Below are 12,888 nucleotides of genomic sequence, written 5' to 3'. Positions count from 1 at the left end.
AATAAATGGCTCTAACAGCAGGTATCGTTGGGCTTCCAAACGTAGGGAAGTCAACACTTTTCAATGCAATTACTAAAGCGGGTGCGCTCGCAGCGAATTATCCATTCGCAACGATTGATCCTAACGTGGGGATTGTCGAAGTTCCAGATCATAGATTAGATGTATTGACAGATATGGTACAACCAAAGAAAACAATCCCAACAACTTTTGAATTCACTGATATTGCAGGGATTGTTAAAGGAGCTTCAAAAGGTGAAGGGTTAGGAAATAAATTCCTATCTCACATTCGTGAAGTTGATGCAATTTGCCAAGTCGTACGTGCATTCGATGATGATAATGTGACGCATGTTTCTGGCCGTGTTAATCCTATTGATGATATTGAAGTTATCAATATGGAACTTGTATTGGCGGATTTGGAATCAGTTGAAAAACGTCTACCAAAATTAGAAAAAATGGCAAGACAAAAAGATAAAGATGCGGTTAATGAAGTTCGCATTTTATCAAGAATTAAAGAAGCTTTAGAAGAAGGTAATCCAGTAAGAAGTTTAGATTTTACGGAAGAAGACCAAAAATATGTAAACCAAGCACAATTATTAACATCTAAAGAAATGTTATATATTGCTAATGTCGGAGAAGACGAAATTGGCGATGAAGATAATGAAAAAGTTCAAGCTATTCGTGAATATGCTGAAAAAGAAAGCTCAGAAGTCATTGTTATCAGTGCTAAGATTGAAGAAGAAATTGCTACATTGGATGATGATGATAGAGCAATGTTCTTAGAAGATTTAGGCATTGAAGAGCCTGGTTTAGATCGTTTAATTCGCACAACTTATGACTTATTAGGTTTGGCAACTTATTTTACAGCGGGTGTACAAGAAGTACGTGCTTGGACATTCATAAAAGGTATGACAGCACCACAATGTGCAGGGATTATTCATACTGACTTTGAACGTGGTTTCATACGTGCAGAAGTAACGAGCTACGATGATTATGTAGAATTTAATGGTGAAAATGGTGCTAAAGAAGCTGGAAAACAAAGATTAGAAGGTAAAGAATACATTATGAAAGATGGAGACATCGTTCACTTTAGATTTAATGTATAAAATAAAAGCTTACGTGTTACTTAATATGGTAACACGTAAGCTTTTTTCAGAAATTTGGAAAGTAAGTATGCCGGGAGTCTTGAATGTTCATTTTGTTCATAGAAATTTTTTCGTTAAATTTAATTGGCATAAAGTTAAAATTTTAACTATATATACTTCTTAATCCTTGATGTATGAATAAATACAAACGGTGATACGAATATTGGTTAAAGGTAAAAGTGACATGACATTAGTTGTACTAAGTTTTACTTATCAAAATAGCATTATGAATGCTGCGATGAAAAACTTAAGATGTAAACCATGATGTGTCTACACCAGGTCCCGTATAATTTGCATCGACATTTTGGTTTAATTCAGGTGAAGCATAGCTATCTGTATATTGCCATAACACATGTTCTTGTGTTGGTTGCTCTTGGTTATAGTTAGCGAGCCAATAACCATCATATTGTCCCACTGATTCTGAAGCATGTTCTTTCATAAAGTTTTCATATGAATAAAATAAGATTTTTTTATCTCCAGCAAGGCTACGCATTTTGTCATACCAGGCAGTTGTACTTTCATCAGCGGTACCCGATGTCACAGTATTTTCTTCAAAATCATTGATATAAAAACTGGCTTTAGGTGCACGATTGTATAAAGTTTGCGCTTCATATCTGGCATCATCAGGATTTTCGTACATACTATAAGAATAAACACCAAAGTCCAAGTTATATTTATCTAATAAATTTGAGTTATGTTCTAATGTTGCATCGACTTTTTCAGAACCATATTGTGCACGAATAATAATGAAATCATAATTTGCTTTTAAATCTTTGACTTGTTGTGCTGAAAGCTTACCTTGCCATTCGGAAATATCTAAGACCCTTTCACCAGTAGCGATTGTATTGGGGTTTGAACGAAAGGCACTTTCTTGAGTTTCATTATTTTTTTCTTCAGGGTGTTTTTCAATATACTTTTGATAGCCATATCCCATGGTTCCTTTTTCGCTTGCTGTATTTTCAGTTGCATGTACAGTATTAAATGTTATTGTAGTTGCAAATAGGACACTCATGGACAGCAATCCTTTTTTAATAACTGAAGTCATATAAATCTCCTTTGATTAATTTTGAATTATGTAAACATGTCCTTTGATTTTAATGATATAAATCAAGAACGTATATGATATGCTATTAGAATTAAAATGATTTATCAAGTTTATCTGAAATAACTTTTAAATTTATTTATAATCATTTAAAAAGGAATATAATATTTTATGAGTTAGATGGAATATCGAGTGAATTTGCAAGTTGTAGGATGCTGAGGTAATGAAATGTTTCATATGAAACATGAGATAAAAATGTCATTTTGAACGTCTGATAATCATTGTAAAATGTAAAGCTCTGTGCTATAATTCTTAATTGTGAGTAATGAAAATTATTCCTTGCTTAGCACAAAGATGGTGAGCCGCATAGACCACAAGGAGGTGCAATTATAAAATGAGAACATATGAAGTTATGTACATCGTTCGTCCGAACATTGAAGAAGATGCTAAAAAAGCTGTTGTTGAACGTTTCAACGGTATCTTAGCTTCTCACGGATCAGAGGTTTTAGAAACTAAAGATTGGGGCAAACGTCGTTTAGCTTATGAAATTAATGATTTCAGTGAAGGTTACTACAACATCGTACGTATCCAAACTGAAGACAATGAAGCGACTGACGAATTCCAACGTTTAGCTAAAATCACAGACGATATCATCCGTTATATCGTAATTCGTGAAGACGAAGATAAGACAAGAAAATAATAAATGGGGGTCGTTTAAATGATAAATAGAGTTGTTTTAGTCGGTCGTTTAACGAAAGATCCAGAATATAGAACAACACCCTCAGGCGTGAGTGTTGCGACTTTTACTCTAGCAGTAAATCGTACGTTTACAAATGCGCAAGGGGAACGCGAAGCTGATTTTATTAACTGCGTTGTTTTTAGAAAACAAGCAGAAAATGTAAATAACTACTTATTCAAAGGTAGTCTAGCTGGCGTTGACGGTCGCATTCAATCACGTAGCTACGAAAACCAAGAAGGTCGTCGTATATTTGTAACTGAAGTTGTCTGTGATAGCGTTCAATTCCTTGAACCTAAAAACCAAAATCAGCGTCATGCTCAAGAAGGAAATAATAATTTCCAAAATTTTGGTGGACAACAATCCGGGCAAAATACGTCTTCTTATCAAAACAATAACAACAATAATCCATCAAACAATAATCAATCAGATAACCCATTTGCAAATGCAAACGGCCCTATTGATATTAGTGATGATGATTTACCATTCTAATTATAATGAACGTATAAAACTAAAAAATTTTAAAAGGAGGCAGTTACCATGGCAGGTGGACCAAGAAGAGGCGGACGTCGTCGTAAAAAAGTTTGTTATTTCACAGCAAACGGAATTACACACATCGACTATAAAGATACAGAATTATTAAAACGTTTTATCTCAGAACGCGGTAAAATTTTACCACGTCGTGTAACAGGTACTTCAGCTAAATATCAACGTATGTTGACTTTAGCTATTAAACGTGCACGTCATATGGCATTATTACCATATGTTAAAGAAGAACAATAATAGATATTGTATCTGAAAACCCCGTAGGCTAAGGCTTGCGGGGTATTTTTTGTGCGTTTGGATCGAAAAAGGCAGGATGTGAAAATTCTAACTTCCAAAATACATAATTAAAAACAAACCAATTAATAATATAATTCTTGTAGTAGATTCATTTGTTATCTCTACATATAAAAATAATAAAAGGAGACGATTTACCCATGAAGAAAATCATTTGTCATTTAATAAATCAAACTTTGACTTGTTCATTTTTTTCAGAACTATTCGTCATCTTCCAATAAATTAGCGACATTAACAGTTATCTCTTTTGTAACAGGGTTGATACTTACATCTTCGCTGTAGCCTAAAGATTTTATTTGCATGGAATCATTTTTATTTTCAACGCTATTTCAACGCGTTGAAATCCTTGTAAAATTAATAATGTATCGTCATTAACAACGACATCATGTGAACCTTTTCCATTTATAGTGACATTCCAATTATTAAACTGCATTCTTTAATTCCTCCTTGTTATTTACTACTTCTCTTTCTTAAAGCTAAATGCTAAAAAAGATATACTAATAACCAAAAATAAAGGCATTGTGGTAATAGATAATACTAGAAATGTCATTGCGAAAACAAAGTACGTTTCATCTACTTTATATTTACCGAATCTAATAATATTCCTCCTATTTACGCTTCTCAAATCCGTATATTAAGCAAATTACAAATACTACAAAAACTGCTGGTACAAATATAGATACTACTAAAAGTGGTATGGACATAATTAAATAGTTGTAATCGTATTTGCATTTACCTATTTTCATAATATCCCTCCCTTTATTTACTATCCTTATCATTTCTTCTGCGTTTTAAATATGATTTGATTTCTAATATTAGAATAAGTATAAAAACAATTAAACTGAGTATTGAAAAGCTCAAAAAGATTATACTATCTTTAGTTAATATATTATGAATTGATAAAATGATAAAAAATATAATTATAGGTAAAGATGATAAGTCTTCTGATTTGAACGTTTTAGAATTTTTGTGTATCATTTTATCTTCTTTTTTTCTGGAAACAATTAGTAATAAAGTAGAATTTATTAAAATTAAAAGGATAAGTAATATTGCCACAGTCAAATTAATAGTATTGAAATAATCTAATATTAATAGGAGTATCAATAGGACAAGATTAATTATGTGATGTATATACAATGGCTTGTTCATTACCTACTCCCCTTTCAACGCTATTTAATTAAAATTTCATTATGTATCTCGCAACCATAAAATAGGACGTTAGTGTGAAAAGACACGTAGTAAATGGTTAATCCTTATTCTTTTTTCTCTCTTTAATGAACTCCTTAAAATACAAGTAACCATCGAGCATTGTACTTAATATGAAACTTATTGCTTTAATTACTATACCTATAATGTACTCCACAGCGATACCCCTTTGTAAACGTAATAGGTATTATTATATTTTGCGTACGTATGATAGGACACAGTTATTGCTGCTATTCTTTTTTCTCATCGACTTTCTTATCCTTGCGTCTAAACATCTTACTCAATAACTTTGATGTTTCCTGTTCAAATATGCTTACTATAGCTACAATTATATCTATTATTTTGATTATGATTCCTATAAGTATATCCATAATAACGCTCCTTTATGTAAGTATTGGGTACGATTTATTGAATTTTTGTTTGATCTTTTAATTTTACAATCCATAAAATTGAAGAGGTCAACAAAACTTTTCTAGCATTTTGTTAATTTACGAGTTAATGCACTAAAATGGAGCATCTGTCTATTATTAGAATAAGACTAGATAACCAAAATAAAAAAAGTCCGATTGCATTAGTAAAAAAAATAATAATTGCCAATATCAAAAAATGTAATAGCTCAAGTTTATCAAAAGATCATTCCAAAAAGTTAGTATTTATAGAAACATCTTGTTTAATTAATAATATGGTTTTAAAGTAACTTATTTAAAATAACTTAAGTAGATTACAATAATAACGAAAATTGCAGCAAAAATACCATGTACTAATAAATTCCAATAGAATAACTTTTTAGTCATAGGTTTAAAATTGTTACGTCTTACTCTTCTATTATTTTCCCAACGATATATGGATGCCCAAAAATAAGCGTAAATAGGTATAATGATGATTCCTAATATTATCGCAACAGGTAAGCTCATTATTAATCACCTTTTTGTATAAGAATAGCATGGAAACAACTAATTGTTAACAATGTAAAAAATGAACGTTAGTTCTTGGGATGATATTGTATTATTACCGTTTAATGGATGTAGTGTTAGAGGTTTATAGATGTTGAGGAGCTATCGTTCATACACAACAAAAAATTATTTTTACACTACCTTAATTGAAATGAACTTTAATTTTGTTAAACTTATTTTGGGGATGTTATTTATATAGTAATTTGGGAGAATTATTATATAAAAGGAGATTTAACATTGAATAAGCAAATTAAAAAAATATTAACTGCTAGTGTAGCTACTGCGATTTTATCTGGTCCTGTATATTTTACTATTGATTCTGGTAAGGCGAATGCTGAAACTAGAAGTGAAATAGATAAAGAAATGAATCAAAGAAAAGCGATTGGTGATGCACTATTAAAAGAGATTGATAATAGTAAAAGTGATTTTAAAGATCCGGCAGTTGCTGACAGGCTAAAAGGCCAAGTGAAAAATTATAGAGATGGTGTAGCTGAAAGAGGAAAAGCTACAATGACTGCAAAAGCAGGAGCTCAAGCAATTAGAGCTACTGTAAATAAAGTCGGTGAAAAGGCATGGAATAAATTGGTAAAGAAAATAGAAAATACAACTGGTACTAAACTCGTTATGTTCCATTATCAAAGTATCAATAAATTTTGTGATATTTTAACAGGTTTTGAAGGCAACTTAGCAGATGGCATAGCGAATGGGTTAACTAATAACTTTGGTTTTAATAAACAATTTGCATATGTTGTTGCTAGAGCATTTATAGCAATTGTTTTGTAGGTTTTACATATGAGTAATAATAAAAAAATTTATCTAATATTTTTAGTAATAACATTTATAATTTATATTTCTTTGCCAATTATTTTTGATGATAATTCTTTTAACATACGTTTATTTGCCATATTCCCATTATTATTTTTTGGTGCATTTTTATTTTCTTCTAACTCTAATAATAAAAAGTAATGAAAATACTTCTGTTTAATATTTCTTTACACTAAGGCAATTTAAATAAATATTTAGCCTACTCCATAGATTTGTGGAGTGGGTTTCTCTTAATATTAATATTTAGCTTTTATATAATAAGAAATGAAGGTGTTTGTATTGCCTAAATCACAACAAGTAATATTAGCAATTTTATTAGTATTAATAGGTTTTAATATTTTCTTACCTATAATAGGTGCAATTTTTAAAATTGAAATTTTAGAGTTTGGCTCAATTTTTATAAAGGTACTTGATAGCATAACTTTAATGGTTGCAATCATCTTTGTATACAGACAAATTAAACGTAAAGGTTTATGAATAGAAGTATGTAACCCAATACTTTTGATATGAGGAGTGGTATGTAGGATAAACATCTATGTACTTGACCTATTTTTTATATTTATATTCTGAATAAGATTAAATAAACTGAAATAAAGGTTTCTAGAAGGGAGTATTTTAGTCTATGAAATTAAGTCAATGGATAATTTGTATAGTGACTGGAGGATTAATTTTTTTAGTTTCCTTTTATATGGGAGATATGAATTTTTGGCCATCTTTGATTAATGGGTTAATAGGGTTTGTAGGATCTGTTTTTGTAGGAGAAGGTTTAAAAAAAGGTGGAAAATTATGAAGAAAAAAGATTTGAAAATTTTAAAGATTACTTTCTCTGGGTTAACAGCTATTTTATTTTATATTTCTGGATTATGGATTGTTAGTGCTTTCTTTGCTTTACTGTCATTGTATTTTATGGATGAAAAAAAGAAATGAGTTATATGTATAATACAATTCTAAACATCAATACGTGCTGCTGTAGGTTGTTCATATTTCTAATATGTTAGTTTGTGTTTGGTTGTGAACTACACAAAATGCAAGGAGAAGTCTATGTTTGTTATTGATAAAGGTTTTATTATTAGAACTTTAAAAATATTTTTATTTAGTCTGAGTATAATGATCTTAACAATTGTAATTACATATAGTATCGATATGAATGTGGAAGCAATGATTAAAGGTATAGATAACGATATATCTCGTTCTGTTAAACAATCTTCAGGACTAGGTGCAGTTATTATATATATCGTAAATAATGGTTTTATAGTTCCACTACAAATGTTCCTGCTTTCACTAATACCTATTCAATTTTTATATTTCTTTAATTTGATATATAGTTCTGTATTGCCAGGTATTGTGATTGGTATTTTATTAAAAATTGATTTTTATAAAGCTATAGCCAATATCATATCTGTATTTCCTCATACTACACTAGAAATTTTAGGTTTCTGTATATTTGCAAGTGTATTGTTTCAACTAAATAAATCAATTCGAAGTAAAATCAGAGAGCTATTTAAAAAGAATGGTGAAAGAACATCAATAATAAAATCACTTTATAATACAATTAAAATCTATATATTTGTAGTGATACCAGTAATAGTATTAGCAGCAATTTGTGAAGAATATTTAAGAAAAATTTTATATTCTCTTCTTTCAGTTATATAAATAACTCACCATTAGCAGAAATATTGATAAGGGGTTGTATCTAAAAATTCGTAGAGTTTGAGAGTTAATAAATTTTGTATATAAAAGCAATAGAACAGAGATACATGAAATTAATTAGCAATATCTTAGAAGCAACAAAATAGAAGATAATGTTCACTTAAAAAATAAAGTAATATTCATACTAAATGTGTGATTATTTTATGGGGAAATAAGGTATCTATATAGTAAAGGGGAATGCTGTATGGACATAATTGGAAAAATATTAATATTTGTAATGAATACATTTTCTAACTTTGCAGGTAGTGGCTCCTTGATTAAGGATATTAAAAAAAGATTTAAAGAAAATTCAAAAAAAGAAAATTAGCTATTTCCACCCATCAGTATAATTTCTGATGGGTGTTTTCGTATTATATTTAAAAAGCACAAAAAATAACGTTTTGAAAGAGTGATCATTATGATTGAAAAGCTGAAATCTGTAGGTGAAGCACCGATTGAACTTCTTTTGCTGGCAGACCCATCAAAAAATTTAATTTTAAATTATTTAAAAAAAGGAGAATGCTTTGTATATAAAGAAAATAATGAAGTTTTAGGGTGCTATGTATTACAAAAAATTAATCAAGATAAAATTGAATTAGTTAACATAGCAGTACTAGAATCTAAACAGAAAATGGGGATTGGTAAAAAGTTGTTAGCAAATCCTTTTGAATATGCCAAGAAGAATGGTTACAAAAATATCGAGGTTGGAACAGGTAATTCTAGTATTGGGCAAATTATATTTTATCAAAAAATGGGTTTTAGAATGCGTAATATAGATGTAGGATTTTATGATAGAAATTATAATGAAAAAATTTATGAAAATGGCATATTGTGTAGGGATATGATTCGTTTTATAAAGGAATTGTAATGTGACTTTTAGGAAGATCTCATAACTTTACAATTGAAATACAGACTAATTTTACACAACATAAATTTAATCTAGGGTATGTTAGTATGAAATCATATTTAAAACAATATTTATTAGGACTTTTATATGAAATTTCTTAGAAAGGTGTTTGCAACTATCGCATCATTTATTGTAGATGTTATTGGAGGTAGCTATTTAGCAGATATCACTTTTTTTGAATAAGATTTATTACAAGAAAGATAATAAAACTAAGAAGAAGGACTGAATTTACGATGACAATTTGGTTTTCAATATTGGGAATGTGGTTTTGCATCGGAATTGCATTTTTAGCCATTTATTTAAATAAGAAAAATAATAAAAATTAATGAGTAACAGAACACATAAATTTGAAAAATGAAAGACTGTGTTTATTTGGTTTTTATATACATAATTTTATTCAGCTATTTTACTTTATTATGCAATTAAATACGGTATTAGAGATGGTTTAATTGATCATGATGCTAATAAAGAAAAACTTATCTATTTAAATAAAAGTGCAAATTTAGTTGAAGAAATTGGATATTTATATAGTATGATGGCTCAAGAAGACGAATCTAAAGCTAAGAGCATATATGATAGGTCACTAGATGTATTATTGTCTGAAGTGGAACCTAATGAAAAGTACAATACTATGATTGAACTAAAAAAACAGATAATCAATTTGAAAGATGGATAAATTATTATTAGGAGATGAATAAAATGGATATACTAAAAATTATATTTTTAATTTTAGTTGTGATTTCACTCGTGATTTTTATTGGTTATTCTATTTTTACTTTTTATTATATTTTGAGTAAAAAGAAAAATGAAATGTCTGATAATGAATATCAAGAAAAACTTAAAAAGGTAGGAATAACAAATGTTATAATTCTTGTTGTGGTGGTTCTAGTTACTATTGTTTACACTTTGATTCCTTGATTAATAATAAAAAGGTATAAATAAATTTATTTAATAAAGTTTGATATAAAACATACGTAATATTAAGGAAAAAAGGCATAACTTTGATAATAAAGGTAAGGATATGCATAATAAATCATATTAAATTGCTTATAAAAGCTATTTAACAGTGTTTTAAGTTTTTTAAGTGAACTTTCTATAATTTCATTATTGTTGAAGTTTGCGTAGTGATGATTTAGATTAATTGTCATCATCTAATAAATTTATAACATTTACAATGATTTCTCTTGTATCAACATTAAACGATACATCATTTCCATAACTTAGTGATTTAACTTTTATAGCATCATTTTCCAATTTTAAATATAGGGCAACGTGTTGATAGTTTTCTAAAATAACTAGTGTATCTTCGTCTCTGACTATATTATATGATCCTTTGCCATTAATTGTAACTGTCCAATTATTGAATTCCATTATACCAATCTCCTTTTATATACTATGTTTCTTTTTCTAATCCTAAAATAACCATTAACACCACTGAAATGAGCATGAATGGTACAAAAATAGATGTTATTAAAAATCCGCCAATCACAATTAGGTAAAATTCATCAATTTTATATTTGCCAAATTGCATCATAACACTCCTCGTAAAGTTATATTACTTCTTGTTATAATCATCTATCGTAACGCCATCTTTTTCTATTTTTTTCGTACTAGCCCGTATTAATAAAATTGCATTACCCATAAAGAGTACTGCTAATATTAATGAAGTGGTAAATCCACTAATGTTTGTATAATTAAAAATTATGAGTGTTATCATTAAAATGATATTAATTGTATGGTGTATAGCTATTCTCTTATTCACTTTCTTCGCCCCTTAGATATTGATTCTCTATTTTTAAAATTTGGATTCAAAAATTTGTAATGAACTACCCAGCATTATTGTATTTTGACTCGAAATCCATGAGTGCAATAGTATAATTTTTCCACCATGAATCTTTTTGATAATATTCTAAAAGTACTTTTAATTCCATAATGCTATATGTAACTGTGCAATCTGCAAATATTAAAGGATAAGATAGTGTATGTCCTTCATACCAAAAACCCATATCATCAATTAATCTATTCAAATTATGTCAACTCCTAGAATACTTTGGGTGTGTTGCTGTTTATTCGAATAACTTTAATGTATTTAAGTGTCATATTGCTTAAATCATATATATGAATTTAAAATTTTTACTTTTTGATGGATGCAACATATACTTTATAAAAAGTATGTTAGCATTGAAATAATATTATAACAAAAAGGGGTATTTATATGTGGAATAATATTGAGATAATTGTTTCATTTGTTATATTTATAGGTGCGCTCATATTTGCTGTTTATTCATTTTACAATAATTCTATTACAGTTGGCGTTGGTGCTTTAATTGTGACTACAGTAAATATCTATTACATGATTAAGGCATTAAGAGCTAAAAGAGAAGATAATTACTAAGTGTAGATAGTGTATTAAAGAAATATAGAGACATTTGGATAATTCAGCACATTATTAATAAATTAACTCAATATATAAATTTATGTAAATACGAGTGAAATATTTTTCTAAAAGTATTAGTTCAACAGGAGTGAGAAATTTGAGAAATAATATGGATATGAGTTTTATCATTGCTAATTTTATGAATATAATTTTAGTATTATTATTTGCTTTTGGTACATTCAATCATCTTAATGTTTTTCTTACCGTGATTTTTGCAATAATAACTGTTTTAAATGCAGGCTTTTTGCTTTATAAAAGTATTGAAATTTCAAAGAAAAGTAACCGTTAAAAGGCTTAACTAAAGTGCTTTCTACCTTTATAGTCCACTCATAGAAATTTAAAAAACATAAATACTAATCTTAAGTATTTTAAAATGAATGTTCATATTGCATTTGGGAGGCATTTTATGAATCATGAAAATAATAAGAAAAAATATAAGACAATAGAAGTTATAGCAAACACTTTTGGCATAGTAGCTTTGATCTTAGTATTTGCCTCATTGATTCTAGCTTTGATCTTTGAATGGAAATTTCTGGACTATATTGTTAACGGGTCTGGTATACTTATTATACTAAGTTTGATCATAGGTGCGATACCACACGTTATGGAAAAAAATATCAAGAAAATCATTTTTGATTTTCTCTTTATTGTAATTATAGCGTTTATTTTTTATAACTTATAAGGGGGCTATACATGAAACTTATCACTAAGATTTTAGATGTTTTAGTATGGATATGCGTTATTTTATTGTTTAGTAAGTATATTGTTAAATATGCGAATATGATGTTTGATTGGAATTTAAGATGGTATTTTCTTGAAGATATTCCTCATTTAGCATTGATATTATTTATTTTACTATTTGTATTTGCAGTACCTTCTGAAATGATCAAAGAAAAACATAATAATGAATAAAGTCATACATCATATTTTTGTGTTATTTGAAAAGAAGATTTGGAATGATTTTGAAGATATTAGCCATCTTTTTATAAATCAATCTCTTTCTAGCGCTATATTTAGGTAAAAAGTATAGTGCTTTGAAACAAAAAACTGCATCAAATCAATGTTTTGAAAGTTATCAAATTCAATGATACATATAGATAAGTTTATAATA

23 protein-coding genes are annotated in these 12,888 nt (G+C 28.4%); 16 read left to right on the top strand and 7 right to left on the bottom strand.

All coding sequences use genetic code 11. The features are described from left to right. The first annotated feature begins 5 nt into the window (after positions 1–5). On the top strand, positions 6–1,103 hold the full coding sequence (ychF, locus tag KA833_RS11390) for a redox-regulated ATPase YchF (protein ID WP_107525538.1): 1,098 nt from the start codon (positions 6–8) through the stop codon (positions 1,101–1,103). A gap of 286 nt (positions 1,104–1,389) precedes the next feature. On the opposite strand, the gene KA833_RS11385 is transcribed toward ychF, so the two are convergent. Then, the gene (locus KA833_RS11385) at positions 1,390–2,187 is read right to left on the bottom strand and encodes a GH25 family lysozyme (protein ID WP_210128337.1); all 798 of its coding nucleotides are present in this window, start codon (positions 2,185–2,187) and stop codon (positions 1,390–1,392) included. Positions 2,188–2,578: 391 nt separating this feature from the next. Between KA833_RS11385 and rpsF the strand changes: the two genes are divergently transcribed. The 3 genes from rpsF to rpsR are packed head-to-tail and all read left to right on the top strand — an operon-like array spanning position 2,579 to position 3,703. Beyond that, positions 2,579–2,884 carry a 30S ribosomal protein S6 gene (gene rpsF / locus KA833_RS11380; RefSeq protein ID WP_019469843.1) on the top strand — a complete coding sequence of 102 codons (306 nt, stop codon included), beginning with the start codon at positions 2,579–2,581 and terminating at the stop codon, positions 2,882–2,884. A gap of 18 nt (positions 2,885–2,902) precedes the next feature. Beyond that, entirely contained in the window at positions 2,903–3,412 is a 510-nt protein-coding gene (gene ssb, locus KA833_RS11375; RefSeq protein ID WP_046207091.1) for a single-stranded DNA-binding protein, read from the top strand. A 48-nt stretch (positions 3,413–3,460) separates the two neighbouring features. After that, entirely contained in the window at positions 3,461–3,703 is a 243-nt protein-coding gene (rpsR, locus tag KA833_RS11370) for a 30S ribosomal protein S18 (protein WP_042737618.1), read from the top strand. Positions 3,704–4,052: 349 nt separating this feature from the next. Here rpsR and KA833_RS14105 read toward each other — a convergent pair whose 3' ends face one another. Further along, positions 4,053–4,193 carry a hypothetical protein gene (locus tag KA833_RS14105; protein ID WP_481906380.1) on the bottom strand — a complete coding sequence of 47 codons (141 nt, stop codon included), beginning with the start codon at positions 4,191–4,193 and terminating at the stop codon, positions 4,053–4,055. A gap of 1,471 nt (positions 4,194–5,664) precedes the next feature. Further along, positions 5,665–5,880: a hypothetical protein gene (locus KA833_RS11360; protein ID WP_210128338.1), complete on the bottom strand. Its 216-nt coding sequence runs from the start codon at positions 5,878–5,880 to the stop codon at positions 5,665–5,667. 276 nt (positions 5,881–6,156) lie between these two features. On the opposite strand from KA833_RS11360, the gene KA833_RS11355 reads away from it, so the two are divergent. The 8 genes from KA833_RS11355 to KA833_RS11325 all read left to right on the top strand — a co-directional run bounded on the left by KA833_RS11355 (position 6,157) and on the right by KA833_RS11325 (position 10,258). Continuing rightward, entirely contained in the window at positions 6,157–6,702 is a 546-nt protein-coding gene (locus KA833_RS11355; protein WP_210128339.1) for a hypothetical protein, read from the top strand. 321 nt (positions 6,703–7,023) lie between these two features. Beyond that, positions 7,024–7,221, top strand: a complete 198-nt coding sequence (locus tag KA833_RS11350) for a hypothetical protein (RefSeq protein ID WP_107359920.1) — start codon at positions 7,024–7,026, stop codon at positions 7,219–7,221. 145 nt (positions 7,222–7,366) lie between these two features. Then, the gene (locus tag KA833_RS11345; protein WP_019469855.1) at positions 7,367–7,534 is read left to right on the top strand and encodes a hypothetical protein; all 168 of its coding nucleotides are present in this window, start codon (positions 7,367–7,369) and stop codon (positions 7,532–7,534) included. Beyond that, positions 7,531–7,671 carry a hypothetical protein gene (locus KA833_RS11340; protein WP_019469856.1) on the top strand — a complete coding sequence of 47 codons (141 nt, stop codon included), beginning with the start codon at positions 7,531–7,533 and terminating at the stop codon, positions 7,669–7,671. The genes KA833_RS11345 and KA833_RS11340 overlap by 4 nt, the downstream gene beginning before the upstream one ends. A 114-nt stretch (positions 7,672–7,785) precedes the next feature. After that, positions 7,786–8,397, top strand: coding sequence for a stage II sporulation protein M (locus KA833_RS11335; RefSeq protein WP_204179743.1), 612 nt, complete (start codon positions 7,786–7,788; stop codon positions 8,395–8,397). A 241-nt stretch (positions 8,398–8,638) separates the two neighbouring features. Beyond that, positions 8,639–8,761: a hypothetical protein gene (locus KA833_RS14025; protein ID WP_280953368.1), complete on the top strand. Its 123-nt coding sequence runs from the start codon at positions 8,639–8,641 to the stop codon at positions 8,759–8,761. 90 nt (positions 8,762–8,851) lie between these two features. Continuing rightward, entirely contained in the window at positions 8,852–9,301 is a 450-nt protein-coding gene (locus KA833_RS11330; RefSeq protein WP_210128340.1) for a GNAT family N-acetyltransferase, read from the top strand. A 738-nt stretch (positions 9,302–10,039) separates the two neighbouring features. Then, positions 10,040–10,258 (top strand): hypothetical protein, encoded by a 219-nt coding sequence (locus tag KA833_RS11325; RefSeq protein WP_107359917.1) that lies wholly within the window; start codon positions 10,040–10,042, stop codon positions 10,256–10,258. A gap of 219 nt (positions 10,259–10,477) precedes the next feature. On the opposite strand, the gene KA833_RS11320 is transcribed toward KA833_RS11325, so the two are convergent. The 4 genes from KA833_RS11320 to KA833_RS11305 all read right to left on the bottom strand — a co-directional run bounded on the left by KA833_RS11320 (position 10,478) and on the right by KA833_RS11305 (position 11,367). Further along, positions 10,478–10,711, bottom strand: a complete 234-nt coding sequence (locus KA833_RS11320) for a hypothetical protein (RefSeq protein ID WP_107359916.1) — start codon at positions 10,709–10,711, stop codon at positions 10,478–10,480. 22 nt (positions 10,712–10,733) lie between these two features. Next, the gene (locus tag KA833_RS11315) at positions 10,734–10,874 is read right to left on the bottom strand and encodes a hypothetical protein (protein WP_157948043.1); all 141 of its coding nucleotides are present in this window, start codon (positions 10,872–10,874) and stop codon (positions 10,734–10,736) included. A 21-nt stretch (positions 10,875–10,895) separates the two neighbouring features. Next, a complete protein-coding gene (locus KA833_RS11310; RefSeq protein ID WP_107359915.1) occupies positions 10,896–11,102 on the bottom strand; it encodes a hypothetical protein in 207 nt (68 codons plus the stop codon). A 64-nt stretch (positions 11,103–11,166) separates the two neighbouring features. Beyond that, positions 11,167–11,367 (bottom strand): hypothetical protein, encoded by a 201-nt coding sequence (locus KA833_RS11305; RefSeq protein ID WP_046207083.1) that lies wholly within the window; start codon positions 11,365–11,367, stop codon positions 11,167–11,169. A 188-nt stretch (positions 11,368–11,555) separates the two neighbouring features. Between KA833_RS11305 and KA833_RS11300 the strand changes: the two genes are divergently transcribed. The 4 genes from KA833_RS11300 (at position 11,556) to elxI1 (ending at position 12,689) form a co-directional block, all read left to right on the top strand. Continuing rightward, a complete protein-coding gene (locus KA833_RS11300) occupies positions 11,556–11,735 on the top strand; it encodes a hypothetical protein (RefSeq protein ID WP_064209644.1) in 180 nt (59 codons plus the stop codon). 139 nt (positions 11,736–11,874) lie between these two features. Further along, on the top strand, positions 11,875–12,066 hold the full coding sequence (locus tag KA833_RS11295; protein ID WP_107359914.1) for a hypothetical protein: 192 nt from the start codon (positions 11,875–11,877) through the stop codon (positions 12,064–12,066). Positions 12,067–12,183: 117 nt separating this feature from the next. Further along, positions 12,184–12,459, top strand: a complete 276-nt coding sequence (locus tag KA833_RS11290; RefSeq protein ID WP_210128341.1) for a hypothetical protein — start codon at positions 12,184–12,186, stop codon at positions 12,457–12,459. A gap of 11 nt (positions 12,460–12,470) precedes the next feature. Further along, complete coding sequence (elxI1, locus tag KA833_RS11285; protein WP_046207080.1) at positions 12,471–12,689, top strand: epilancin biosynthesis-related protein ElxI1; 219 nt, start codon at positions 12,471–12,473, stop codon at positions 12,687–12,689. Positions 12,690–12,888 lie beyond the last annotated feature (199 nt).

Origin of the sequence: Staphylococcus sp. GDY8P67P (assembly GCF_017892545.1) — a bacterium.
In the GTDB taxonomy this organism is placed as follows: domain Bacteria; phylum Bacillota; class Bacilli; order Staphylococcales; family Staphylococcaceae; genus Staphylococcus; species Staphylococcus ureilyticus.
Note: the sequence above shows the minus strand (reverse complement) of the source record. Positions and strands in the feature narration are given on the sequence as shown.